This window comes from Halomonas sp. 113, assembly GCF_904067645.1.
GTDB classification, from domain to species: Bacteria; Pseudomonadota; Gammaproteobacteria; order Pseudomonadales; family Halomonadaceae; genus Vreelandella; species Vreelandella titanicae.
Genome location: NZ_LR881453.1, coordinates 3,812,041 through 3,836,138, shown reverse-complemented (window position 1 = coordinate 3,836,138; position 24,098 = coordinate 3,812,041). Strand labels below are relative to the sequence as shown.

The 24,098-nt window shown below is 55.2% G+C and carries 18 protein-coding genes; 14 read left to right on the top strand and 4 right to left on the bottom strand.

What is annotated here, in order from left to right; translation table 11 throughout:
- Positions 1-1,179 carry a Gfo/Idh/MocA family protein gene (locus tag YERSI8AC_RS18105; RefSeq protein ID WP_022522281.1) on the bottom strand — a complete coding sequence of 393 codons (1,179 nt, stop codon included), beginning with the start codon at positions 1,177-1,179 and terminating at the stop codon, positions 1-3.
- A gap of 264 nt (positions 1,180-1,443) precedes the next feature.
- Between YERSI8AC_RS18105 and YERSI8AC_RS18100 the strand changes: the two genes are divergently transcribed.
- The 12 genes from YERSI8AC_RS18100 to YERSI8AC_RS18045 all read left to right on the top strand — a co-directional run bounded on the left by YERSI8AC_RS18100 (position 1,444) and on the right by YERSI8AC_RS18045 (position 16,444).
- Complete coding sequence (locus YERSI8AC_RS18100) at positions 1,444-2,442, top strand: LacI family DNA-binding transcriptional regulator (protein WP_053857000.1); 999 nt, start codon at positions 1,444-1,446, stop codon at positions 2,440-2,442.
- A 121-nt stretch (positions 2,443-2,563) separates the two neighbouring features.
- Entirely contained in the window at positions 2,564-3,574 is a 1,011-nt protein-coding gene (locus YERSI8AC_RS18095) for a DctP family TRAP transporter solute-binding subunit (protein WP_022522283.1), read from the top strand.
- 61 nt (positions 3,575-3,635) lie between these two features.
- On the top strand, positions 3,636-4,115 hold the full coding sequence (locus YERSI8AC_RS18090; RefSeq protein WP_022522284.1) for a TRAP transporter small permease: 480 nt from the start codon (positions 3,636-3,638) through the stop codon (positions 4,113-4,115).
- A complete protein-coding gene (locus YERSI8AC_RS18085; protein ID WP_009287381.1) occupies positions 4,105-5,412 on the top strand; it encodes a TRAP transporter large permease in 1,308 nt (435 codons plus the stop codon). The genes YERSI8AC_RS18090 and YERSI8AC_RS18085 overlap by 11 nt, the downstream gene beginning before the upstream one ends.
- Before the next feature lie 324 nt (positions 5,413-5,736).
- Positions 5,737-6,717 (top strand): TAXI family TRAP transporter solute-binding subunit, encoded by a 981-nt coding sequence (locus YERSI8AC_RS18080; RefSeq protein WP_022522286.1) that lies wholly within the window; start codon positions 5,737-5,739, stop codon positions 6,715-6,717.
- Positions 6,718-6,874: 157 nt separating this feature from the next.
- Positions 6,875-9,469 carry a TRAP transporter permease gene (locus YERSI8AC_RS18075; protein WP_159177255.1) on the top strand — a complete coding sequence of 865 codons (2,595 nt, stop codon included), beginning with the start codon at positions 6,875-6,877 and terminating at the stop codon, positions 9,467-9,469.
- An 11-nt stretch (positions 9,470-9,480) separates the two neighbouring features.
- Positions 9,481-9,909, top strand: coding sequence for a universal stress protein (locus YERSI8AC_RS18070; protein ID WP_027958076.1), 429 nt, complete (start codon positions 9,481-9,483; stop codon positions 9,907-9,909).
- A gap of 325 nt (positions 9,910-10,234) precedes the next feature.
- Complete coding sequence (locus YERSI8AC_RS18065) at positions 10,235-11,053, top strand: DUF2189 domain-containing protein (protein ID WP_022522289.1); 819 nt, start codon at positions 10,235-10,237, stop codon at positions 11,051-11,053.
- 165 nt (positions 11,054-11,218) lie between these two features.
- Positions 11,219-11,716 carry a molybdopterin-dependent oxidoreductase gene (locus YERSI8AC_RS18060; RefSeq protein WP_053857001.1) on the top strand — a complete coding sequence of 166 codons (498 nt, stop codon included), beginning with the start codon at positions 11,219-11,221 and terminating at the stop codon, positions 11,714-11,716.
- Positions 11,706-13,952, top strand: a complete 2,247-nt coding sequence (locus tag YERSI8AC_RS18055) for a hybrid sensor histidine kinase/response regulator (protein WP_159177254.1) — start codon at positions 11,706-11,708, stop codon at positions 13,950-13,952. The genes YERSI8AC_RS18060 and YERSI8AC_RS18055 overlap by 11 nt, the downstream gene beginning before the upstream one ends.
- Positions 13,933-15,099 (top strand): nitric oxide-sensing protein NosP, encoded by a 1,167-nt coding sequence (gene nosP / locus YERSI8AC_RS18050; protein WP_022522292.1) that lies wholly within the window; start codon positions 13,933-13,935, stop codon positions 15,097-15,099. The genes YERSI8AC_RS18055 and nosP overlap by 20 nt, the downstream gene beginning before the upstream one ends.
- On the top strand, positions 15,068-16,444 hold the full coding sequence (locus YERSI8AC_RS18045; RefSeq protein WP_159177253.1) for a hybrid sensor histidine kinase/response regulator: 1,377 nt from the start codon (positions 15,068-15,070) through the stop codon (positions 16,442-16,444). The genes nosP and YERSI8AC_RS18045 overlap by 32 nt, the downstream gene beginning before the upstream one ends.
- Here YERSI8AC_RS18045 and YERSI8AC_RS18040 read toward each other — a convergent pair.
- Complete coding sequence (locus YERSI8AC_RS18040; protein WP_022522294.1) at positions 16,441-17,118, bottom strand: response regulator; 678 nt, start codon at positions 17,116-17,118, stop codon at positions 16,441-16,443. The genes YERSI8AC_RS18045 and YERSI8AC_RS18040 overlap by 4 nt on opposite strands.
- Before the next feature lie 116 nt (positions 17,119-17,234).
- Here YERSI8AC_RS18040 and exaC point away from each other — a divergent pair, with 116 nt between their 5' ends.
- Together exaC and adhP are read left to right on the top strand one after the other, a co-directional pair.
- Positions 17,235-18,755 carry an acetaldehyde dehydrogenase ExaC gene (gene exaC / locus YERSI8AC_RS18035; protein WP_159177252.1) on the top strand — a complete coding sequence of 507 codons (1,521 nt, stop codon included), beginning with the start codon at positions 17,235-17,237 and terminating at the stop codon, positions 18,753-18,755.
- Between the two features lie 138 nt (positions 18,756-18,893).
- A complete protein-coding gene (gene adhP, locus YERSI8AC_RS18030) occupies positions 18,894-19,922 on the top strand; it encodes an alcohol dehydrogenase AdhP (protein ID WP_022522296.1) in 1,029 nt (342 codons plus the stop codon).
- Positions 19,923-19,998: 76 nt separating this feature from the next.
- Here adhP and dauA read toward each other — a convergent pair whose 3' ends face one another.
- Together dauA and betT are read right to left on the bottom strand one after the other, a co-directional pair.
- Positions 19,999-21,747, bottom strand: coding sequence for a C4-dicarboxylic acid transporter DauA (gene dauA, locus YERSI8AC_RS18025; protein ID WP_022522297.1), 1,749 nt, complete (start codon positions 21,745-21,747; stop codon positions 19,999-20,001).
- A gap of 151 nt (positions 21,748-21,898) precedes the next feature.
- A complete protein-coding gene (betT, locus tag YERSI8AC_RS18020; protein WP_022522298.1) occupies positions 21,899-23,947 on the bottom strand; it encodes a choline BCCT transporter BetT in 2,049 nt (682 codons plus the stop codon).
- Positions 23,948-24,098: the final 151 nt, after the last annotated feature.

The following is a 24,098-nucleotide window of genomic DNA, read 5'->3' as shown; positions in this document are numbered from 1 at the left end:
TTAGGCTCCCGTTAGTTGAGTGGCAGGCAGTGGCGTCCATTTCTGTTCGCTTTTGGCGCTGGTGGTGACGGCCTCGATAAACGCCATGCCACGTAGCCCGGAGGCCATACCGGGAACGCCCTCAACGTCGCCTTGCTTGCCTTGATGAATGGCGTGGGCAAAGTCGCGGTAAAGGTTGCCGAGTGCTTCCAGATACCCCTCTGGGTGGCCGCCGGGTAGGCGCAAGCGTTGCATCGCGCTGGGGAAAAGGTCGGGTTGGTCGATGCCCGCACGGAGGGTGCGCATCGGTGCTTGAAGCGGGCGGTAGAACAGGCTGTTGGGCTCCATTTGGTGCCACTCCAACGCCCCTTGGTCGCCGTAAATACGTATTTTAAGTGCGTTTTCTTCCCCGCTGCAGATCTGGCTGGCAATGAGGGTTCCGCTGGCACCTTGTTCAGTGCGCAGCAGTACATCGCCATCATCGTCTAATTGGCGGCCATCGGCGTGGCTGGCAAGCGAGGCGCAGAGAGCGCTAACACGATGTCCGGAAATAAACTCGGCGAGGCCGAAAGCATGGGTGCCAATGTCGGCCATGCAGCCGCTGATACCTGCGAGCGAAGGGTCGGTGCGCCACGCGGCTTGTTTATTACCCTGCTGTTCTAAACGCTCGCCTAGCCAGCCCTGAGGATACTCCACATGAATTTTGCGAATGCTACCTATTTGGCCCTCGCTCACCATTTCTCGGGCTTGCCATACCATGGGGTAGCCTAAGTAGGTATGCGCCAAGCCATACAGGCAGCCGCTGGCATGCCAGCTTGCTGCTAAGCGCTGAGCTTCTTGGAGTGATACTGCCGCCGGTTTTTCGCAGAACACATGAAAGCCTGCCTGCATGGCCGCTTCCGCGATCGGCACGTGAAGATGATTAGGCGTTACGATCACCAATAACTGCATGCGTTGTTCGGCGGGAAGTTGCTGCTCGCCTTCCAGTAATTGCTGCCAGTCAGCGTAAATACGCTCGTCGGGGAGGTGGCACGCTTCGCCAGTCAGTTGGTTGTTATCCGCCGAGCGGCTAAAGGCTCCACATACCAGCTCGCAGGTATCGTCGAGGCGAGCAGCTAAGCGGTGAACTTGGCCGATAAACGCCCCTTGTCCGCCGCCGATCATGCCTAAGCGGATGCGGGGTTGATTGGGTCGCGGCATAGAGAGGCTCCTGCTTTAATAAAGCGTTTGATTTTTCAGGTGGCGCTTGGTCAGGCTGTGCGAGTATAGTCGGCAATGTAACCGGTTACATTTGGCTTGAAATTAGGGCTTCACGCTATAAGCGTCAATGCGACAAAGGTCTATCGGTGCGCGCGAAGGGTTGGGAAATCGCGCGCTGAGTTTAACGCTGGGATACGTTAAGCTGAGATGAATAATGCCGCGCAACCATCTGCTTACGGCGATTACCTAGTGATAAGGGAGGCCATGACCAATATACGTAAGGTCGCCGAGTTGGCGGGGGTATCGGTAGCGACCGTATCACGCGCGTTAAAGTCGCCGGATATCGTCTCACCGGCCACCCGGGAAAAAGTGCTGAAGGCCGTTGATCAAGCGGGCTACAAGCCTAATTTGATGGCGGTTCAGTTTCGCTCTCAACGTACTTATAACTTAGTGGTATTGGTACCCACGATCGCAAACACCTTTTTTGCGCGGGTAATCAGCGGTATTCAGGAAGCTGCCCAAGAACGCGGCTACGGCGTTCTGCTGTGTAATACGCTTGGTAATGAGGCGATGGAAACCCAATACGCCAGTTTAGTCAGTACCCGCCAGGCGGATGGCGTAATTCAACTGCGTGCTTTTAACCCTTTTTCTGAAAAGGCGTTTCCTGCTGGGGCGGTATTGCCCATGATCAATGCCTGCGAGGTGCTGGACGATGCGCCCTGTCCCACCGTCAAACTCGATAACCGCGCGGCAGCCCGGGAGGCCACCGAGCACTTGATCTCCCTGGGGCATCGTCGAATTGGCATGATTAAAGGGCCTCGGCGCAGCCCCTTGACCCGTGATCGCCAACAAGGCTACCAGGATGCGTTGAGCGCAGCGGGCATTCCGTTAGATGAGTGCCTGCTTTGTCCTGGCGATTTCACGCCACGTTCTGGTTATCAGGCGGCTGAAACGCTTATGGCTTTAGCGGAGCGCCCCTCCGCCATTTTTTGTGAAAGCGATGAAATGGCCATAGGCGCTATAAGCCGTATCAAAGAAGCGGGCCTGCGGGTGCCGGAGGATATTTCGGTGGCAGGCTTTGATGATATTGCGTTTGCTTCTTACAGCGACCCGCCGTTGACGACGATTGCCCAACCGGCGGAAGCCTTCGGACGCGAAGCTGTTGCGATGTTGATCGAGGTGCTGGAAGGAAGGCAAGTAGACAATTTGGTGTTGCCATATACCCTGGTCTCAAGGGCCAGTACTGCAACATGCCGACCTTAGGCGACTTCCTTTCGCGCCCTAAGTGCATACAATAAGTGGGGCTTTCTCGAAAAGCTTCACAACTGCTGTCCACGCACACCACTAAACGCACATCATAAAAATAGCTAAAAAAGGATCTACCATGACGCTGACACGCCCAATGGCTCGTTTAACCGCTGGCTTGGCCGGTGCGGCTCTGCTGACCGCCTCCCTTTCTGCACAAGCACGCGAACTCTCGGTTTCTACGGTTTTGTCTGACGCTTTCCCCTGGGGGCAGGCGGCTGAGAAGTGGGCCGAACTAGTTGAGGAGCGTAGCGACGGCGAGTTAACGCTGCGCGTTTACCCCAACTCTCAACTGGTTTCCGGTGACCAAACCCGCGAATTCTCCGCAATGCGCTCCGGGTTGATTGATGCCGCTGTGGGCTCGACCATCAACTGGTCGCCCCAGGTGCCGGAACTTAATCTATTCTCTTTACCGTTCTTCATTCCCGATGAAGCCGCCGTTGATGCGGTTACCGGTGGTGAAGCAGGGGAGTTGGTTTTTGAAGCAATCGAATCTCGTGGCGTTATCCCGTTAGCCTGGGGTGAAAACGGTTTCCGCCAGGTTTCCAATTCTCGCGGGCCGATTAGCCAGCCAGACGACTTGGACGGCCTGAAAATCCGCGTTGTTGGCTCGCCGCTGTTCCAGGATACCTTCTCGGCATTGGGCGCCGACCCCACCCAAATGAGCTGGACAGACGCTCAGCCTGCGCTGACCACCGGCGCCGTTGATGGCCAGGAAAACCCACTCTCTGTGTTTGACGTCGCGCGCATTGATCAAGTCGGCCAGGAGCATTTGACACTCTGGAACTACATGAATGACCCACTGATTTTTGCGGTCAATCAGCAGGTATGGCAAACATTGAGCGAAGAGCAGCAAACCCTGCTGCGCGAAACCGCGGTAGAAGCGGGTGAGTGGGAAATCACCATGACCCGTGAAGAAGAGGGCGAGCGGCTTGCGGCGATTCAAGAGCGCGGCGTCACAGTAACCGAGCTTTCCGATGAGCAGTACCAGGCGTTTGTCGATGCCACCCAGTCCGTTTACGAAAAATGGGCGCCGCGGATTGGTGAAGAGGTGGTAGAGGCCGCACAAGCCGCTATCGACGCGCGTTAATTACTTTTGATGTTCAAACTCCCGGCCTTGAAGGCTGGGAGTTTTTTGCTGTGAGGCTGCCATGAAAGGCTTTCCTGATGCGCGCCCTGAACGTTGGCTGGGCGCGCTGGCATTAATCATTATCTCATTGATTAGTCTTGGTAATGTGATTACTCGCTACTTAACCGGCGGCTCTTTTTCATTTACCGAAGAGTTTTCTGTGTTTTTGTTGGTAGTCCTGACCTTTGCCGGTGCCTCGGTGGCGCTGCGGCGTAACCGCCATATTCGTATTGGCTTTTTGGAACGGGCATTGCCGCTCAAGTACCGTCGTGCACTGATCCTTTTTCAAGCGCTTGGCGGTGCCACCGTGCTGGGTTTGATCACTTGGTATGGCGGCAAGATGGCCTGGCAAGAGTATCAGTGGGAGTCGCTGTCACCAGGGCTTGGCTTGCCTCAGTGGTGGTATTTAGTCTGGCTGCCCGTGCTTTCTGCGGCCATGGTGTGGCGCTTATGCCAGCAAACCGCCGACCGTTTAACGGGGAGGCTCACCGATGAGCCCTGATGTGTGGATGATACTGGCGTTTGCGGGGCTGCTGATAGCGGGGGTGCCGGTAGCGTTTTCGCTGGCGCTCTCCGGGGCCGTTGGCATCGTGCTGGGTTTGTCGCCGGACATGCTCGCAACGATGGGTACCAATACCTATAACAGTATTGCCAAGTACCCTTTGATTGCGATTCCGCTGTTTATCTTAACCGGGCTTATTTTTGAACGTTCCGGTGTAGCGCTGCGTTTAGTGCGTTTTGCCCAGGCTTTGATTGGCCCGCGCCACGGTGGCTTAGCCTTGGTGGCGGTGCTGGTGTGTATGATTATGGGCGGAATGAGTGGCTCAGGCCCTGCTGATGCCGCGGCGGTTGCGATGGTGATGCTGCCGAGTATGACCAAAGCGGGCTACCCCAAGCCGTTTTCCGCCACGCTGATTGCCGCCTCTGCCTCGACGGCGATTCTCATTCCCCCTTCAGTGGCGCTGATTCTTTACTCGATCGTGGTGCCGGGCGTCGATTTACGCGCACTTTTCGCAGCAGGTTTATTTCCCGGTATTCTGGCGGGGCTGGCGCTACTGGTGCCCGCTATGCTCGTTTCCAAACGCTACGGTTGGGAGGGCGGCACACCCATAGAGGGGGCTGAAAGGCTAAGTGTGCGCTCCACTTTTAAACAGGCGATACCGGCGCTGTTTGCCCCGGTGCTGATTTTGGGGGGGTTGCGTTCAGGGCTGTTTACACCCACCGAAGCGGCCGTGGTAGCCGTTGCTTATGGTGCGATTGTCGGTTTGTTTCTAACCCGCGAGCTGTCGCTGCGTGATTTATGGGAGCTATTGGGTGAGGCGGCGATTATTTCCGGCGTGGTGATGCTGATTATCGCTCTGGCGGGGATTTTTGCCTGGGCAGGCACCATGCTGGGCACCTTCCGCCACTTGGCGGAATGGATTATTAGCCTGACCGATAACGGCGTTTTGCTGCTAATCCTGGTGATGTTAGCAGTGTTGGTCGCTGGGATGCTGTTGGATGCGATCTCGATTTATTTGATCATGATGCCGATTTTGATCCCCGTGATGCAGCATTTTGAGTGGAACCCGGTGTGGTTTGGGATTCTGTTGGCGATGAATATTGCCATTGGCCAATTTACCCCGCCGGTGGCGGTGAATTTGATGGTGACCACCGAAGTGGCCAAAATTCGCTTGGAGCAGACCATCGGATGGGCGCTGCTGTTTGTCGTTGCAATGGGCTGTGCGCTAGCGCTAGTGGCAATCTTCCCCGCTATCGCGCTATGGCTGCCGCGCGTTTTGGGCTATAACGTTGATTAATTTTGCTGACCCTTTTGCGTACCTTATGCAAAGGCGGTATAGCAGTTAACGTTCCCTAAACGATGAAGACCGCTACACTGAGTATTAGACGACAGCGAAATTCATTATTTAGCGTATTACATTTCGCTAATTAGGTTTTTTTCGCTAAAGTAATGCTAGTAGGCAGCTTATGGGTCGCCTGTAACCGTTTGTCTAGAAAATAGAATGTCTTGAAAACGTTTTGGAACAAGGGCACCTGAGGGAACGGTTCATCAGGTGAGACCAAAGCGTGCGATGCTCGTAACATCAAATACGCTCACAACATCAATACAAAGAGGTGTGTTCATGAAACGCCATGTATTTTCCACTACTGCTTTCTCCGGTGCGCTACTTGCCGCCGCTGCTTTCGCCTCACCGGCAATGGCACAGGATGACGAGCAATTCATCACCATTGGCACCGGTGGCCAAACCGGCGTTTACTACGTCGTGGGTCAGTCGATCTGTCGTTTGGTTAATCGTCTCGAAGACGCCGATATTAAGTGTAATGCACCTTCCACCGGTGGTTCTGTCGCCAATATCAATGGCATCAAGTCCGGCGAATTGGACATGGGTGTCGCTCAATCCGATGTTCAGTATCAAGCCTACAACGGCACTGGGAATTTCGAAGGCGAGCCCTACGAAGAGCTGCGTGCGGTGTTCCGTGTCCACGGTGAGCCGTTGACGCTGCTTGCGCGGGCTGATTCTGGCATCGAGACGCTCGATGACTTGGAAGGCAAGCGTGTCAACATTGGTAATCCAGGTTCGGGCCAGCGCAACACCATGGAAGTGGTGATGGAAGCCAAGGGCTGGACTGAAGACACCTTCTCGTTGGCATCTCAGCTTGATGCTGCCGAGCAAGCGGCGGCACTCGCTGATAATAACGTCGATGCCATGGTATACGTGGTTGGCCACCCCAATGGCTCCATCCAGGAAGCCACCACCACCGTTGATGCTCGTCTGATTCCGTTGAACGACGAAGACATTCAAGGCATCGTCGATGAATATCCTTACTACGCCGCATCGGTAATTCCGGGTGGTCTGTATCGCGGCAATGACGAAGATGTCGAAACCTTCGGCGTGGCAGCGACCTTTGTCACCACCGCTGAGGCTGACGAAGAAGTGATCTATCAGACCGTCAAGGCGGTTTTTGACAACTTCGATCGTTTCAAGCGTCTGCATCCGGCCTTCGAAAATCTTGATCCAGAAGAGATGGTGAGTGAAGGGCTTTCCGCACCGTTGCACGATGGGGCAGCGCGTTACTACCGTGAACAAGGCTGGATTGAGTAATCCAGACGCCTAAGGTGATACTACCTTAGTAAGAAATGCGCGGTTACCTCAGGGTGCCGCGCATTTTGGTTTAGAATGTTGATAGGGCGTTTAAAATGTTGATAGGGCATTTCGATATGGCAATGATGCGTCAATCGACTCGGAGCGGGGCAGGCAGATGACAGACGATAAGAACAGGCCTTCGGGAGCCGGAGTAGACTTGGAGGATATGGTCGCCTCTAGCGACACAGGAGCCCGCAAGCCAGCCGGCATGCCCGGAAAGCTTTTGGTAAGCATTGCGGCAGTGTGGTCTCTTTTTCAATTGTGGATCGCTTCGCCAGTGCCCTTCGTCCTTGGGTTTGGTGTATTTAGTGCCACTGAGGCGCGTTCTATTCACTTGGCCTTTGCGCTTTTTTTGGCGTATATGGCTTATCCGGCACTCAAGCGCTCCCCGCGCGACCGTGTTCCGATTCAGGATTGGGTGCTTGCAGCGGCGGCGGCCTTCTGTGGCGCTTACATGTTTATGTTTTACGAGCAGTTATCCCAGCGCCCCGGCGCACCGATACTGCAGGACGTTATTATTGGCATCGCAGGGATACTGCTGCTGCTCGAGGCGACACGTCGAGCGCTTGGCCCGCCGTTAATGATTGTAGCGTCGGTTTTTCTTCTCTATAGCCTGGCTGGCCCTTGGATGCCGGGTATTCTTTCCCATGGTGGGGTGAGCCTCTTTGGCTTGATTAATCACCAGTGGTTGACTACGCAGGGGGTCTTCGGTATCGCTCTGGGGGTATCAACCAGCTTCGTGTTTCTGTTTGTGTTATTCGGTGCTCTGCTCGATAAGGCGGGTGCTGGCAATTACTTTATCAAGGTGGCGTTCTCACTATTGGGCCACTATCGCGGCGGACCAGCGAAAGCTGCCGTGGTGGCCTCGGCCATGACCGGTCTGATTTCCGGCTCCTCGATTGCCAATGTGGTGACCACCGGCACCTTTACCGTTCCGATGATGAAACGTGTCGGATTTTCCGCGGAAAAGGCGGGCGCTGTTGAAGTGGCGTCATCGGTCAATGGACAGATTATGCCTCCGGTGATGGGGGCGGCCGCTTTCTTGATGGTCGAGTATGTGGGCATCTCTTATGTCGAGGTGATCAAGCATGCCTTCCTTCCCGCGCTGATCTCCTATATTGCGCTGGTCTACATCGTTCACCTTGAGGCCCTCAAGGCCAACATGAAGGGGCTGCAAAGCAGTAACCCACCTAAGCCGCTGGTCAATAAAGTGATTGGCTTTCTCGGTGGCTTGCTACTGATGATGGGCACCGCCCTGGCTGTTTATTACGGCCTTGGCTGGCTCAAGCCGGTACTGGGGGATGCGACCCCCTGGGTGGTAGCCGTTGGACTTTCGGTCATTTATATCGCCCTGCTCAAACTGGCGGCCGGTTACCCAGAGCTCGAGCTCGATGACCCTAACCAACCGATCTTTACACTGCCCCAGACCAAACCGACGGTGCTGGTTGGCTTGCAGTACATCCTGCCGGTTATTGTGCTGGTGTGGTGTCTGATGGTGGAACGTTTATCGCCAGGACTGTCGGCTTTCTGGGCCACCGTTTTCATGATTCTCATTATTCTGACCCAGCGCCCCATTACGTCAATCTTTCGCGGACGCAGCGATATGAGGGCGGATCTGCGTGAAGGCGCGATGGATCTTTGGAATGGCCTGGTCACTGGTGCCCGCAACATGATCGGCATTGGCATTGCCACGGCCACCGCCGGTATCATCGTCGGTGCCGTCTCCCAGACCGGGGTGGGTCTGGTGCTAGCCGAAGTGGTGGAAACGCTGGCCATGGGCAACTTGATGCTAATCTTGCTGCTTACCGCTGTGCTTAGCTTGATCCTCGGCATGGGGCTGCCTACGACAGCAAACTACATCGTCGTATCGGCACTACTGGCACCGGTCATCGTCAACCTGGGCGCTCAAAATGGCTTGCTGGTACCATTGATTGCGGTACACCTGTTCGTGTTCTACTTCGGCATCATGGCCGACGTTACCCCACCGGTGGGGCTGGCCTCCTTTGCGGCGGCGGCAGTATCCGGTGGCGATCCCATTCGAACCGGTTTCCAGGCGTTCTATTACAGCCTTCGTACAGCGGCGCTGCCGTTTCTGTTTATCTTCAATACCGATCTGCTACTCATCGATGTGACCTTCCTTCAGGGGGTGTTGATCTTTGTGGTGTCGACCATCGCCATGTTGATCTTCGCTGCCGCGACCCAGGGCTTTATGATTACGCGCAACCGCTGGTATGAGTCTATCGTGCTGCTGCTGATTGCGTTCACGCTGTTCCGGCCTGGTTTCTGGATGGACATGATTCATGATCCCTACGAATCCATCCCACCCGCGCAATTCGTCGAAGCGCTGGGTGATGTGGATGAAGACTCCACTTTGCGTTTGCAGATTGCGGGTCTTGATGATTATGGCGATCCCATGACCACTTACATGACATTACCGGTACCTGAAGGCGAAACAGGTCAGGAGCGGCTCAATAACCTGGGCATGGAGCTATTTATTGAGGATGGCACGGCAACCGTTGATATGGTGACCTACGGCAGCCAAGCGGCAGAGCTCGGTTTCGACTTCGATCAAGAAATCATCGAAGTTCTGGCCCCCGTCGACCGCTGGACTAAGGAGCTAATGTGGATTCCTGCCTTCTTGGTCTTTGGGTTGATCGTATTGATGCAGCGTCGGCGTCGCGATAACACGCAAGCTGCCGCCACCGCATGAAGGAGAGTGCCATGTATAGCAAGATCATGTTGCCGGTGGATTTGAACGAGGAGTCTTCCTGGTCGAAGGCGCTGCCCACAGCCCTGACGCTATGTCGAACTTTTGGCGCCTCGCTTCATGTGGTGACGGTACTGCCGGACTATCGTATGCCCATGGTGGGCTCCTACTTCCCCAAGGACTTCTCCAAAAAAGCGCATACAGCGATCACTGATGCGCTCCATGACTTTATCAAGACGAATGTGCCCGACGACATTCAGGTACAAAGTGTCATTGTGGATGGCTCACCTTGGGAGGCCATTATCAAAGCCGGTAAGAAACTGGACGTCGATCTAATCGTCATGGCTTCCCACAATAAGCGTAAGTTTGTCGATTATGTGCTCGGCCCCAATGCAGAGCACGTTGTGCACCATGCCAAAATGTCGGTAATGATTGTGCGCTAGACATTCAGAGCGTCACGTACGGAAAACCCAAAACTCCGGGCAGCTGCTCGGAGTTTTTTATGGCCGTCCGTCGCGCGTCTTGACTATATCGGTTTTTACTAACGCAGCAATTTAATTGGCGGTTCACAGCTGTTTCGTGGATTTTTTGTACGCGCATCTCAAAGCGTCGCCCCAAACAGCGTTGGTCAGCTACATTAAGAGGGTATTAACAAATAATGTTAAGCCATTAATTTAGTGTTAATACCGTCAACGGGTAATGAGTGTTGATGCCTTAGAGGTAAATCCTGAATCCAGGGTCTATATCAGGAACAACAGGAGTGATGCCATGAATGCGGCTACAACAAAAACAAACCACCATGCGGATCAACCCAGCGTTAAAATCACTATTAACAAGGTTGGATTGGATCGACCCAGGGCGTGGTTGGCTGCTGGCGTAGAGGATTTTCGCCGGGCAACGGTAGTGAGCCTCTCTTATGGCATGTTTTGGGTGGGGTTGAGTATTGCCATTACTCTTGGCGCCTTCACCATGGGCTACTGGTACTGGCTGCTGCCCATGATTGCCGGGTTTATGTTTATTGGCCCGCTGGTGGCAGTAGGCTCTTATGGTATTAGCCGAGCGTTGGAACGTGGACAAGTACCTAACCTAGGTGATGCGTTTGGAAGCTGGAAGCCCCATGCTGGTCAGCTGGCGATGATGGGCGTCATGATGATGATCTTCTTCCTCGCTTGGATTCGTTTGGCCACGCTGCTGTTCGCACTATTTTTCGGTTTTGAAGTGCCTAGTCCCGCGTCGCTCTATACTGCGCTGCTGACCACCTCAGAGGGCCTGGGCATGTTGGCAGTGGGCACAGTTGCAGGCGGGATTTTAGCCTTTGGCGCCTTCGCCATAAGCGTTGTAGCGATTCCTACCTTGATGGATCAAGACCTAACCTTTATGGAGGGGATAGAAGCTAGCGTACGCTGTGTCGCGCGTAACTTTCGCGTGATGCTGTTATGGGCGGTGATTCTTACCCTGTGCGTTCTGGTTGGCGTTATGACGTTTTACATTGGTCTTGCACTTATTTTGCCTGTGCTAGGGCATGCCAGTTGGCACGCCTACGAAGATTTGGTGCGCTTTGAACCCTTCGAGAAAATCAAATCGTAACCCTAGTGTGAACAGTAAATAACGTTTCAGTGACGAAAAAAACAGTATTTGCCCTGACCTGCTTAAGGAGATGGCGTAACCTTTACGCTGTCTTCTTTTATTGTTCCTGGGAGCTATAACCAGCGGGCAACCTTGCGTGAGGTGTTTACTGTGAAAGCGTGGTTAATGGGGTGGGCCGTGCTGATGTTCAGCGCTCCCCCGGTGGGGCTTGCTGATTCAGTCGATGAACTAGACGTGCCTAACGGGCCCGTTATTTTGACCGTCAGTGGTAACATAGACCTTACCAATGTGGGGAGTGAAGCGCAGTTTGACCGGGCCATGTTAGCGGCTTTACCACAGTATGAATTTGATACCAGCACGCCGTGGACAGAGGGCCGCAGCCACTATAGTGGCCCTTTAATGCGTGATCTTTTGGCGCTATTAAGCTCCGACAGTGATGCGGTTCACGTTTCCGCGCTGAACGGTTACGAAGCCGAAATACCGGTCAGTGATTTTATTGAGCACGATGTCATCTTAGCCATCGAAAAAAACGGTGAGGCGATTCCGATTCGCGAATATGGCCCTTTGTGGGTGCTCTACCCCTTTGATCAAGATGAAGTGCTGTTAAGCGAAAAAATCCGCTTTAGAGCGGTATGGCAGGTTATGCATATTAATGTTCTCTAGCGCTCCTAGTGCGCAGGCTTCCAACCTACTGCGTTATCCTCGCCGTTTTAAGCTCGTTGCCATTGTCGCGGTGTTACTGTTCGCTGCGGCGTTGGTCGTCGCTACCTTGGCCGCTTGGCGGCAGGAAAATCTAACCCAAAGCCTGAGGGAAGATACCGCCTGGGTTGTTTATAAGCTGGATCGTGATGCGGTACAGCTACTTAATCATTTATTGGCGGCAACCCGCGAGCCGATAACTCCGACGGCTCACGAGGAGCTAAATCTTCGCTTTGAGCTACTTTATAGCCGTATAACGCTGCTTAACGACGGCGAAGTCAGCAACTTGTTGCAGCAGATCGATACCGCCCGTGAGCTACTGGAAGAAATTCAGCAGCAGCTTGATGTGCTGGATATCATATTCGAACCCTACGGCGTGTTTGATCAACTGCCGATAGCAGCGCTGGAAGATGAGCTACAGGTACTAACGCAACTGACTGAACGCCTGGTTATTGCTATTAACGGCTATTTAGCCGAATCGGCGACGGAGGAGCGTGCCCAGCTCAGCCTGCTTTACAAGTTGCTGATGAGCCTGATTATTGGCATGAGCTTAGCGGCGTTTCTGGTGATTGCTTTTTTGGTGCGTGAAATGCGTGAGAGTGCGGCGATAAGGCGGAGCCAGGAGCAGCTTGGTCGGCAGCTGGAAGTCACCGCCAAACAGGCTCAGGCGGCGAATCAGGCAAAGTCAGACTTTTTAGCCATGGTCAGCCATGAAATTCGCACGCCGCTGAACGGTGTTATCGGCATGAGTGAGCTGCTGCGTGAATCCGCCAGCCCCGCTCAGGTAGAAGATTACGCTCATACGATCCACGACAGCGCCAACCAATTGCTGGCGATGATCAATGAAATTCTCGATTTCTCAAAAATCGAAGCAGGGCACTTAACCCTTGAAACATCGCCTACGGAACTCAAGCCGCTGGTCGATAGTGTTGTCGTGCTATTTGCGCCCCGAGCAAAAATGAAAGGGTTAACGCTATCGGTCAATGTCGATGCACTGGTGCCTGCCTGGGTGCTTGTCGATGCAGGTCGGCTGAGGCAAATTTTGCTTAACCTAATTGCCAATGCGATTAAATTCACTGATCACGGTGATGTCAGCGTACGAGTCTCTTCGACGGTGGAGCAGTTACTGTTTGAGGTCAGTGATACGGGCTGTGGTCTAAGCGAACAGCAACAGCAGCGTCTATTTGAGCCTTTTCAGCAAGCGGATGAATCGGTGGCACGTCGATTTGGTGGTACCGGGCTAGGGCTGGCAATTTGCAAACGGTTAAGCGAAGCCATGCAGGGGCGATTAGGGGTAAAAAGCCAATTAGGCCAAGGTAGCACTTTCTGGTGTGAGTTGCCCTTGATCGCCGCTGACCCCGTATCCAGAACGCTGCCCCCATCCCCCAAACGGGACTTTACCGGCACAACACTGCTGCTGGTAGAGGATAATGCCGTTAATCGCAAAGTCGCGATGGGCTTGTTGGCGCGCTTAGGTTGCGATGTCGTCTGGGCCGAGAATGGCCATGATGCCTTGGCCATGGCCGAATCCCAACAAGTGCATTTGATCTTTATGGATATTCAACTGCCCGATATGGATGGCCTGGCAGTCACCCAGCGTTTGCGGGAACAGGGTGGCTGGCTGGCCAGTGTGCCGATTGTTGCCATGACGGCCGGGGGGGCTGAAGATGACCGTAAACGCTGCCTGGCGGCGGGCATGGATGATTACATCACTAAGCCACTGTCGCTTGCGGCGCTAAGTAACGTGTTGGCATTACAACTTTTTGCAACCCCAGACGCAACGCCTTTACAGGCATTAGCGGTCTCTCCTCCGTTAACCAAGCAGCAATCACTCCTTAACAGCGATACCCTTGGCATGCTGAGAACGACGCTAGGGGAGGCGAGCGTTACACAACTGATCATGCTATATCATCAGCAAGTAAGCGATTACTCCGCTCAGTTGGCTGCGTGTTTAGCCGCTACTCCCCTAACGTCAGAGCAGACACAGCAGGTTGAGCGGCTTGCCCACCAACTGCGCGGCGAGTCATTGAGTATGGGCGCCGACCAGCTTGCCGAATTGGCGAAGCAGCTTGAAAAATTAGCTGAAACGCAACATGCGACATCCAAGCAGCTTGATGATGCGTTCTGCGCGTTAAGACTTGCAGCGGCGCATACATATGCCGCACTAGAGAGGTGGTGCCGTGACCACTTATCAGGTTGAGCAGGGTATTCTTACTGCGGCCAGTCAGCAGGCTAATGCTTGCCAGGCAGCGGCGGAGTTAGCCGACGCTTTACAGCACGAACACTTGGGGTTCGTGCTGTTCTTCTGCAGCGCGGAGTATGATTTAGCTGCCCTAGCAGACGCGCTGGAAAGTAGTTTTCCCACCACGCCGCTAAGTGGCTGTACGACGGCTGGGGAAATAACCCCTGGAGGCTATGACCGCGGTTCCATCGTGGCGATTGGGTTTGATCGCCGACTGTTTGCCATTGAAACGGCGCTGATCGACGACCTGGAGCATTTTGAACTAGCCAACGCTCAACCGCTGGTCGATACGCTGTTGGAGCAGTGCCGCCAACAAACCATCGCGCCGATTAACGAACACAGCTTTGCGCTGACGCTATTGGATGGCTTATCCAGCCGTGAAGAGCAGGTGCTCGCTACCTTAGATGCCGCCCTAGGCCGTATCCCCAGTTTTGGCGGCTCGGCGGGTGACGACAATCACCTTAGCCATACCCATGTGTATACCGCTGGGCGCTTTTATACCCGTGCAGCAGTGGTGGTGATGATCAACACCCGGTTGCCTTTTGAAGTATTTTCAACCCACCACTTAATACCATTGGCCCACAAACTCGTAGTGACCGAGGCTGACCGCGAACAGCGGCGGGTGATAGAACTCAACGGGTTGCCTGCCGCCCAGGTATATGCCGAACTGGTAGGTAGTGCGCCTGCGCAGCTCAACGCTGGCATTTTTGCCCGTCATCCATTAGCCGTACGCATCGGCGGCCAGCACTACGTGCGCTCTATTCAGCGTGTTAATAGCGACAGTAGTTTGAGCTTTTACTGCGCGGTGGAAAACGGCATTGTACTGACCGCCATGCAGCCTACGCCGCTACTGGATAATCTCAGCGTGATGCTTGCTGGAGTAGGTGCCCGCCTAGGCGCGCCGAGCATGATTATTGGCTGCGACTGTTTTCTACGCAGGATGGAGCTCGAGGCGTTACAACAGTTGGATCAGGCATCGCAGTTGCTGCGCCAGGCAGGCGTAGTGGGGTTCAATACGTACGGTGAACAGCATCATGGTATGCATGTGAATCAAACGTTTACGGGGGTGGCGTTTGGATCTCTTCCAACTAACCACAAACACTGACGCGGCGGATGTCGCGGCGCTGCGGGAAGAGAACCGTCGCTTGCGTAAAGTGTGCCAAGCGCTGATGGAGCGGGTGGAAACGGGAAGCGGTGCCGACCCCGCGCCCTATGCCGCGTTTGAACGCTCAGTGTTACTTGCCGAACAGGTGCGTGAGCGCACTGATGCGCTGCACCGCACCTTAGACGAACTGAGCCAGGTCAATACGCGCCTACTGGCCGCGAAGGCCGAAGCCGAAGCCGCTAACCTCTCCAAAACGAAATTTCTGGCGGCGGTCAGTCACGATTTGCTTCAGCCACTCAATGCCGCCCGGCTGTTTGCCAGTGCGTTAGAAACCCACTCGCTTCCTGATACCTCACAAGCTCTGGTCGGCCATATTGGCCGTTCGCTGAAAGATGTTGAAGGCTTGATAGGAACGCTAGTGGATATCTCGCGTTTGGACGCAGGCGTACTCCACGCCGATAAAGCGCCCTTCGCGGTGAGCACGCTGCTAGATGCGCTGGCAGAGGAGTATCGCCAAGTGGCCGGGGTGCGGGGGCTGACACTGCACTACGTGCCTTCCAGTGCGGTGGTCGAGTCGGATCTAGCGTTGCTGGCGCGAGTGATCCGCAACTTCTTAAGCAACGCGGTGCGCTATACCGAGCAGGGGCGCGTGCTGCTGGGCTGTCGGCGGAGACGAGATGGCCTGGAAATTATGGTGGGCGATACCGGCCCCGGGATCCCTGAGCAGCAGCGGGAAGCGATCTTTCTGGAGTTTCGCCGCGCTAATCAGCCCAATAGCTCCCACAGCCGCGGTTTGGGGTTGGGTCTAGCCATCGTTGACCGGATCAGCGCCATGCTGGGACAACCGATCTCGCTCGCCTCTAGCCCTGGCGCGGGTGCGCTATTTTCGGTCACCGTACCCTACGCGACGGCCGCGCCGCCTGCAGTGGCGAGCACTCATTATACGCCGCTGCCTGACGTTGCAGAGGATCCGCTAAGCGGCTGTGTCATTTGGGTGATTGATGATGACCTGGCGATTATAGAAGGTATGCAGGCGCTGCTGGGCAGTTGGGGGTGCCGAGTGCGCGCCGCCGCCACGGTGAGTGCGTTGGAGGCTGCCAGCGACGGTGAGCGACCGTCAGTATTGCTGGTGGATTATCATTTGGGCGATCACCGCGAAACCGGCATTGAGTTGGCCGCGCGACTGCAGCGCCGTTATCCAGGCTTGGCAGCGGTGGTGATTACTGCCAATCACGAGGCGGAGATTAAGCGTGCAACCCGCGAAGCGGGCATGTACTGCCTGCTCAAACCGTTAAAGCCCCTGCGGCTGCGCATGCTGCTAGCCACACTGCTCAATAAAGCCTAACGCGTGCGGTTGGCCCGGTGAAAGCTTAGATCTTCCTCGCCTGCGATAACAATGGCGTGAACCCGACTCGTGGCATTCAGCTTGCGCAGAATCGCCGAGACATGGGTTTTGACGGTCGTTTCGGCAATCAACAACTCCCGGGCAATATGCTTGTTCGACATGCCTGTCGTCATGCACGCCAACACCTCTAACTGCTTATCGGTTAAACGCGCCAACCGCTCGCTGGTCGATGAAGCATTTGCAATGGGTGGCACCGCAGAAGTGCGCGGTGCTGGGCGACGCATGATATCGGGCGGCAGGTAGAGCTGGCCTTCAAGAATCTGCGTTAACGCCGCCAGCAGCGCTTCCCGGGGTGTGGATTTGGGAATATAGCCCACCGCGCCGAGGGTAATGGCATCGAGTACCAGCTGGCGCTCTTGATGTGCAGAAACAATCGCCACCGGCAACCAGGGAAATGCCTCTCGCAGTGCTGTCAGCCCCTCTAAGCCTTCCGCATCCGGAAGGCTTAAATCCAGCAGCAATAGATCTAGCTCTGTTTGCGCTTCAATCAGCGTTATTGCATCAGCAAGGCTCTCTGCTTCCAATAGCAGGCTGCCTGCCAAGCCCCCGCTAATCACGGTTTGTAGCGCGTCTCGGAATAGCGGATGGTCATCCGCCACCAACAGGGAATACATGGCGTCTCCTACCAAGGGATGAGGGCTAATCCTGCCATCGGGCTATATCGCCATTTGCTTTAGTGAACAACACTGTCAATGCACCTTTAATAATCATAATACTCAGGAGCAATACAATGATCTACGCCAACCCTGGTGATACCGGTTCTGTGGTGTCATTTGAAAAACGCTATGGCAACTATATCGGCGGCGAATTTGTTGACCCGGTGAAAGGCCAATACTTCGATAATATTAGCCCCGTCAATGGCCATGTCTTCTGCGAAGTCCCCCGCTCAACGGCAGAGGATATCGATAAAGCGCTGGATGCGGCCCACAAAGCGGCACCTGCCTGGGGGAAAACATCCGCCCAAGAGCGCAGTAATATCCTGCTGAAAATCGCCGAGCGTATTGAGCAAAACCTTGAAGCCCTCGCGGTGGCTGAAACCTGGGATAACGGTAAAGCCGTACGCGAAACTCTCAATGCGGATATACCGCTGGCCGTTGACCACTTCCGCTACTTTGCGGGCTGTTTACGCTCCCAAGAGGGCACCGCGGCAGATATTGACGCCAATACTGTCTCCTACCATTTTCACGAGCCGCTGGGCGTGGTGGGGCAGATTATTCCTTGGAACTTCCCAATACTTATGGCTGCCTGGAAGCTGGCACCTGCACTGGCGGCGGGTAACTGCGTGGTCTTGAAGCCTGCAGAGCAAACGCCTGCCTCGATTCTGAAGGTGATGGAAGTGATCGGTGATCTGCTGCCGCCTGGCGTGCTCAATATCGTCAACGGCTTTGGCGCTGAGGCAGGGCAGGCGTTGGCAAGCAGCAAGCGCATTGCCAAGATCGCCTTTACCGGCTCTACCCCTGTTGGCTCGCATATCTTGAAATGCGCGGCGGAAAACATCATTCCCTCTACCGTGGAGCTAGGCGGCAAATCCCCCAACATCTACTTTGCCGACATCATGAACGCCGAACCGACCTTTATTGATAAAGCAGTCGAAGGCTTGGTGCTGGCGTTCTTTAACCAGGGTGAAGTGTGTACTTGCCCGTCACGTGCGCTGATCCAAGAGAGCATGTACGAGGAGTTCATGGCCAAGGTCATCGAGCGTACCAAAACCATCAAACGCGGCAATCCTCTGGATACCGACGTGCAGGTGGGGGCTCAGGCCTCTCAAGAGCAGTTCGATAAAATCATGTCCTATATGGATATCGCCCGAGATGAAGGCGCGGAATTCCTCACCGGCGGTAATAAAGAGACCATGGACGACAGCATCAACGATGGTTACTACATCCAGCCCACGCTGCTGAAGGGTAACAATCAGATGCGCGTCTTCCAGGAAGAAATCTTTGGCCCGGTGGTGGCAGTCACTACCTTCAAGGATGAAGAAGAAGCGTTGGCGATTGCCAACGACACCGAGTTTGGTTTGGGCGCAGGCGTGTGGAGCCGCGATATCAACGTCGCCTTCCGCATGGGCCGAGGCATTCAAGCCGGACGTGTATGGACCAACTGCTACCACCAGTATCCCGCCCACGCAGCTTTTGGTGGCTACAAGAAATCTGGCGTTGGCCGCGAAACTCACAAAGTCGCCCTCGAACATTACCAGCAAACCAAAAACCTGCTGGTCAGCTACGACATCAATCCGCTGGGCTTCTTCTAACCCGCCACGTTTTTCTATGTATAGCTAGCCCACACCGCCCGGCATCAGCCGGGCGGTAATTGTCAGTCCCCTGACGCTGACTCTACCGATAAGAGCAGTGCTTAAACTGCCGTATCGAAAACTATTAGGAGTTGCATCATGGATAGCACAATGCGCGCGGCGGTCGTTCGTGAGTTTGGCCAGCCGTTGGTCATAGAAGAAGTTGACGTACCTCGCCCCAAGCAGGGCGAAGTGTTGATGAAAGTGGCGGCCTCTGGGGTTTGCCATACCGATTTACACGCCGCCCACGGCGATTGGCCGGTAAAACCCTCGCCGCCGTTTATTCCAGGGCACGAAGGCGTTGGACATATTGTGGCGGTGGGTGAAGGTGTTTCCCACGTCAAAGAGGGTGATCGTATTGGTGTGCCCTGGCTCTACTCGGCCTGCGGCTACTGTGAGCACTGTTTAGGCGGTTGGGAGACGCTGTGCGAGTCCCAGCAGAATACCGGCTACAGCGTTAACGGCGGGTTCGCGGACTACACCTTAGCGGATGCAGGCTATGTAGGGCGATTACCGGATGCCGTTGATTTTATTGAAATAGCCCCGGTGTTGTGTGCAGGGGTAACGGTTTATAAAGGCTTGAAAATGACCGATACCCGCCCCGGTCAGTGGGTGGTGATTTCGGGGATAGGTGGGCTTGGCCATATGGCGGTGCAGTACGCCAAAGCGATGGGGCTGAACGTGGCGGCTGTTGATATCGATGACGGTAAGCTAGCCCTGGCTGAGCGTTTAGGCGCCACGGTAACCGTTAACGCCATGAAAACCGACCCAGCGGCCTACCTGAAGAAAACCACTGGTGGTGCTCACGGGGCCTTGGTGACAGCGGTGTCGCCGAAGGCGTTTGATCAAGCGCAGAATATGCTACGCCGCGGCGGAACACTGGTGCTCAATGGCCTACCACCCGGCGACTTCCCGCTGCCAATCTTTAGCACAGTGCTCAATGGCATTACCATACGTGGCTCTATCGTTGGTACGCGCAGCGATCTGCAGGAAGCGCTGGATTTCGCTGCCGAAGGCAAGGTTAAGGCCACGGTCGCAACCGATACGCTGGACAATATCAACGATGTCTTCCAGCGCATGATCGACGGCAAAATCGAGGGTCGTATCGTATTGGATATGGCGAGCTGACATCGTTCTAGTGTCGTATCTCAGGGGGAGGCAACTCCCCTTTTTAACTTCGGCAGTGTCACTGCTCAGGCACGATTTAATCCCCGCCGTTCCCCTGTTGGCCCAACCAACGGCGCGCCATTCGCTCTGCGTGGGCAAGGTTACTGACAACCGCTAACTGACCTGCTTCGCGCTTAATGCCCGCGCGTTTGAGTTTCAGCGCTATGCGCGGTGACAACCCTACAAATATTACCCCCACCCCATGCTCGCCCAGCTCGCGTCGCAGCGTATCCAGCGCCACCATGGCGGTGGTATCCAGGCTGGGTACATCGCGCATATCCAGAACGACGATTTTTACGCTGTGGTCAATCACTCTGAGTGTGGCAATGGCCTTTTCTGCTGCGCCAAAAAACAGCGGTCCGCTTATCTTATAAAGGGCTACTTCCGGCGGGAAGTGTTCGCTGGTGTTGGGTGCCGCCAAGCGTTGGGTATGAGTCAGCTGTGCCATTCGGCGAATAAACAGCGCGGCGGCTAGGCCAATACCCACGGCCACGGCAACCACCATGTCAAAAACAACCGTGAGTACGAAACAGATCACCAACACCCAAACATCGCTGGCGGGGGCGCTTTTCAGCGTATGCATAAAGTGGTGCGCCTCGCTCATGTTCCAGGCGATGATGAAGAGCAGGGCAGCCAGAGCGGCCATGGGTACATATCCCAGTACTCCCGCGAGCACGACCACGGCAAGTAGCACTACGACTGAGTGCACCACTGCAGCGATAGGTGAAAAGGCACCGCTTTTGATATTGGTCGCGGTGCGGGCAAGGGCCGCCGTGGCGGTAATGCCGCCGAAGAAGGGCACCACCATATTGCCCAGCCCCTGGCCAATTAGCTCGGCATTAGGATCATGGCGGGTGCGAGTTAAGCCATCTGCTACCACGGCACACAGTAGCGACTCAATGGCCGCCAGCAGTGCAATCGCCAGTGCCGGGCCAAGCAGAGCCTGAATCAGCGCAAAGTCGATCTCAAGCGGCGTGCCATCGGCACCAGGGAAATGCCACGGTGCGATAAAGCCAGGCGCGAAGGGAGGAATGCCACTGCCGCTTTCGCCCTGATACTCCCAGCTAAAGCGCGAGGCGATAGTATCGACCTCGACACCACCCACCAGCAGCAGGGCGGCAACCAGGGTACCCACCGCCAAGCCAACCAGCGGGGCAGGAACTGGCGTATTCAGGCGGGGCCAGATTAACAGCGTTGCCAAGGTCACAAGCCCGACGCTGATTTCAGCCAGTGACAGAGTGGGCAGTGCTCGACCAATCAGCATGAGGTTACGCAGAGTACTATCGCCGAGCTCGACCCCGGCCAAACCGAGAAAATCGGGCAGTTGCAGCAGCGCAATGACGACGCCAATGCCCGCTGTGAAGCCAAGAATGACCGGGTAGGGGACGTACTGAATCAGACTGCCCAGCCGCGACAGCCCCAGCGCGACCAAAATGGCGCCTGCCATAAAGGTAGCAATCAGCAGCCCGCCCAAACCATGATTGGCCACAATGGGGAATAGGATCACCACAAAGGCGGCGGTAGGGCCAGAGATATTAAACCGCGAACCGCCGGTCAAGGCGATCACCGCGCCTGCCACGATGGCAGTGTATAGCCCGTGCTGAGGTGGCACGCCAGTAGCGATGGCCAGCGCCATGGAGAGCGGTACCGCCACCACACCAATCGTCAGACCCGCCATTACATCCCGCTTGAATTTGGCCAGCGTATACCCTTCACGCCAGGCGTTTACTAACGCGCGGCCAGGCATCGGGAAAACGTATCCCGAAGATTGATGGACACGGGACATAGAGTCAGACTCCTAAAAATAGGGAAAACAAGCCATTACGCTACGCCTGCGGTGAAACTTGCACAACAAGTCGTTAGTCGCGGAGTCGTTCGCGCACAAAAAATCCCAGCCGCTTGGCTGGGATTTTTTTAGGCTAAGCGCAGATGCTTACTTATATCTGCGAGTCTTCAGGCGGTTCGCCGATGGTGCCAGGCATTGCCTGAACATGACCCATCTGCTCACCGGCCAAGGTGAGGAAGTGTAAGTGGCGCTCATACTCAGCCACCAAATCACCAATCACCTGACCACGGGTATAACCGTTAAGGTCTTTATCTTGTCCACCTTCCGCCAGGTAGACATCCAGACGTACATAGAAGTCATCATCGGCAGGGATGAAGCTTGGTGTGCGCATACGGTGCGGACACACTTGGTAGACAAAGCTGGTGGCGTCACCGAAGTCGACCTGGAGCGTCAGGTTCGGTAGCGACTCGCCCTCGACATGCTCTTCGGTCACATTGGCGGTTTGACCACGGCTTTCAAGCTCCTGAGCAAACTGGGTCATCGCTGGGCGAATGGAGTGCTCGATCGTCGCAGCGGCACCCGCACGATTAGAGGTATCCAGGGCGCGATCCAGGCGCTCTCGCCAGTCACCACCGGGGGCACCACCAGCAATCATGCGGCGTGCATCGGCTTTGCTACCTTCAAGTTTCAGCGCTTTATACATGCCCACCATTACCGCGAAAATCACCACTGAGAAGGGCAGTGCGGTTATAACGACGGCACTCTGTAGTGCGTTCAAGCCTCCGGCCATCAGCAGAGCAATGGTGATCAACCCTATCGTCGCAGACCAGAAAATACGCAGTTTCACCGGCGCATCGTGGTTCACGTCGCTCAAAATAGAGGTGAAGTTGGCCAGTACCAGTGCACCGGAGTCCGCTGAGGTAATAAAGAACACGATACCCAGCACGGTGACAACCGCCGCAGTTAGGCCGACATAGGGGTAGTACTCAAGCAGCGTGTAGAGCGTTGTTTGTGGGGTGTTAAGAGCCTGTTCACCCAGTTCGACAACGCCCTGGTTGGCCACCAGCTCAATGCCGCTGTTACCAAATACCGACATCCACACCATCATAAAGGCCAGCGGAATAAACAAGGCGCCTGCGACAAATTCACGAATGGTGCGGCCGCGGGAGATACGTGCCAGGAACAGACCCACAAACGGTGTCCAGGCAATCCACCAGCCCCAGAAGAAGATCGTCCACCACATCTTCCACTCTTGGGCGCCTTCATCGGCAAAGGCGTAGGTGTCAAAGCTTGCACCGACAAAACCGGATAGATAATCACCGGCGTTATTGACCACCTTATCCAGCAGTACCAGGGTGTCGCCTGAAAAGAGCACAAACAGCATCAGCGCCAATGCCAACAGCATGTTGAACTCAGAGAGGCGACGAATGCCTTTCTCAACGCCGGTTACCACGGAAATCGTCGCCAGTACGACCACCAAGACAATCAAAATCACCTGCACGGTGAGCGTTTCCGGTACGCCGAACATATAGGTGAGGCCGTAGTTGAGCTGCATCACCCCGATACCCAGGCTGGTAGCAATGCCGAACACGGTAGAAATAACCGCGGTAATGTCCACCGCGTTACCAATGGGGCCGTGGATACGCTTCCCTAGAATTGGGTAGAGCGCGCTGCGGATCGCTAGCGGCAGGCGATGGCGGTAGCTAAAGTAGGCCAGCGCCATACCCATCAACACGTACAGCCCCCAGCCGGAGAGCCCCCAGTGCAGATAGGTTTGGACGACGGCGTTACGCATTGCGGCCTGGCTCTCCGGGGTTAAATCCGGCGGTGCCAAATAGTGGGCCACTGGCTCGGCAACGCTGAAAAACAGCAGGTCGATACCGATACCCGCGGCAAACAGCATGGCTGACCAGGAGAGTAGCGAAAACTCGGGTCGGGAGTGGTCGGGCCCTAGGCGAATACTGCCAAAGCGTGACATGCCAATAGCAACCACAAAGACCAGGTAGGCAACAATCGCCAGCATGTAGTACCAGCCAAAGGTTTTGCTGACCCAGGCAAGCCCGGCATCAAAAAAAGCACCGGCTTGCTCGGTGAACAGCATGGTGAGTACTAAAAAGATAACGATACCCGCCACACTGCCGTGGAAAACCACGGGATTGAGGCGGTCGCGGGAGGGGAGGATGGGGTTGTCTTTCGCCATGCAGGCGGACTCCTGTTGTTGAAAGATGAATTTTTATTTTGAATGAACGTTCAAATAAAATACGCGATTAAGTGTCCCCCTTCAAGTTAACCTTCCTATTTGGGTTGAATTAGCGTGGAGTTATCAGCGTGCTGATGAAAGCGCAGACACA

Excerpts from the sequence above, each read along its gene's own strand:
- YERSI8AC_RS18105 (WP_022522281.1), bottom strand. The coding sequence starts at position 1,179 with ATGCCGCGACCCAATCAACCCCGCATCCGCTTAGGCATGATCGGCGGC.
- YERSI8AC_RS18100 (WP_053857000.1), top strand. The coding sequence starts at position 1,444 with ATGACCAATATACGTAAGGTCGCCGAGTTGGCGGGGGTATCGGTAGCG.
- YERSI8AC_RS18095 (WP_022522283.1), top strand. The coding sequence starts at position 2,564 with ATGACGCTGACACGCCCAATGGCTCGTTTAACCGCTGGCTTGGCCGGT.
- YERSI8AC_RS18090 (WP_022522284.1), top strand. The coding sequence starts at position 3,636 with ATGAAAGGCTTTCCTGATGCGCGCCCTGAACGTTGGCTGGGCGCGCTG.
- YERSI8AC_RS18085 (WP_009287381.1), top strand. The coding sequence starts at position 4,105 with ATGAGCCCTGATGTGTGGATGATACTGGCGTTTGCGGGGCTGCTGATA.
- YERSI8AC_RS18080 (WP_022522286.1), top strand. The coding sequence starts at position 5,737 with ATGAAACGCCATGTATTTTCCACTACTGCTTTCTCCGGTGCGCTACTT.
- YERSI8AC_RS18075 (WP_159177255.1), top strand. The coding sequence starts at position 6,875 with ATGACAGACGATAAGAACAGGCCTTCGGGAGCCGGAGTAGACTTGGAG.
- YERSI8AC_RS18070 (WP_027958076.1), top strand. The coding sequence starts at position 9,481 with ATGTATAGCAAGATCATGTTGCCGGTGGATTTGAACGAGGAGTCTTCC.
- YERSI8AC_RS18065 (WP_022522289.1), top strand. The coding sequence starts at position 10,235 with ATGAATGCGGCTACAACAAAAACAAACCACCATGCGGATCAACCCAGC.
- YERSI8AC_RS18060 (WP_053857001.1), top strand. The coding sequence starts at position 11,219 with ATGGGGTGGGCCGTGCTGATGTTCAGCGCTCCCCCGGTGGGGCTTGCT.
- YERSI8AC_RS18055 (WP_159177254.1), top strand. The coding sequence starts at position 11,706 with ATGTTCTCTAGCGCTCCTAGTGCGCAGGCTTCCAACCTACTGCGTTAT.
- YERSI8AC_RS18040 (WP_022522294.1), bottom strand. The coding sequence starts at position 17,118 with ATGTATTCCCTGTTGGTGGCGGATGACCATCCGCTATTCCGAGACGCG.
- exaC (WP_159177252.1), top strand. The coding sequence starts at position 17,235 with ATGATCTACGCCAACCCTGGTGATACCGGTTCTGTGGTGTCATTTGAA.
- adhP (WP_022522296.1), top strand. The coding sequence starts at position 18,894 with ATGGATAGCACAATGCGCGCGGCGGTCGTTCGTGAGTTTGGCCAGCCG.
- dauA (WP_022522297.1), bottom strand. The coding sequence starts at position 21,747 with ATGTCCCGTGTCCATCAATCTTCGGGATACGTTTTCCCGATGCCTGGC.
- betT (WP_022522298.1), bottom strand. The coding sequence starts at position 23,947 with ATGGCGAAAGACAACCCCATCCTCCCCTCCCGCGACCGCCTCAATCCC.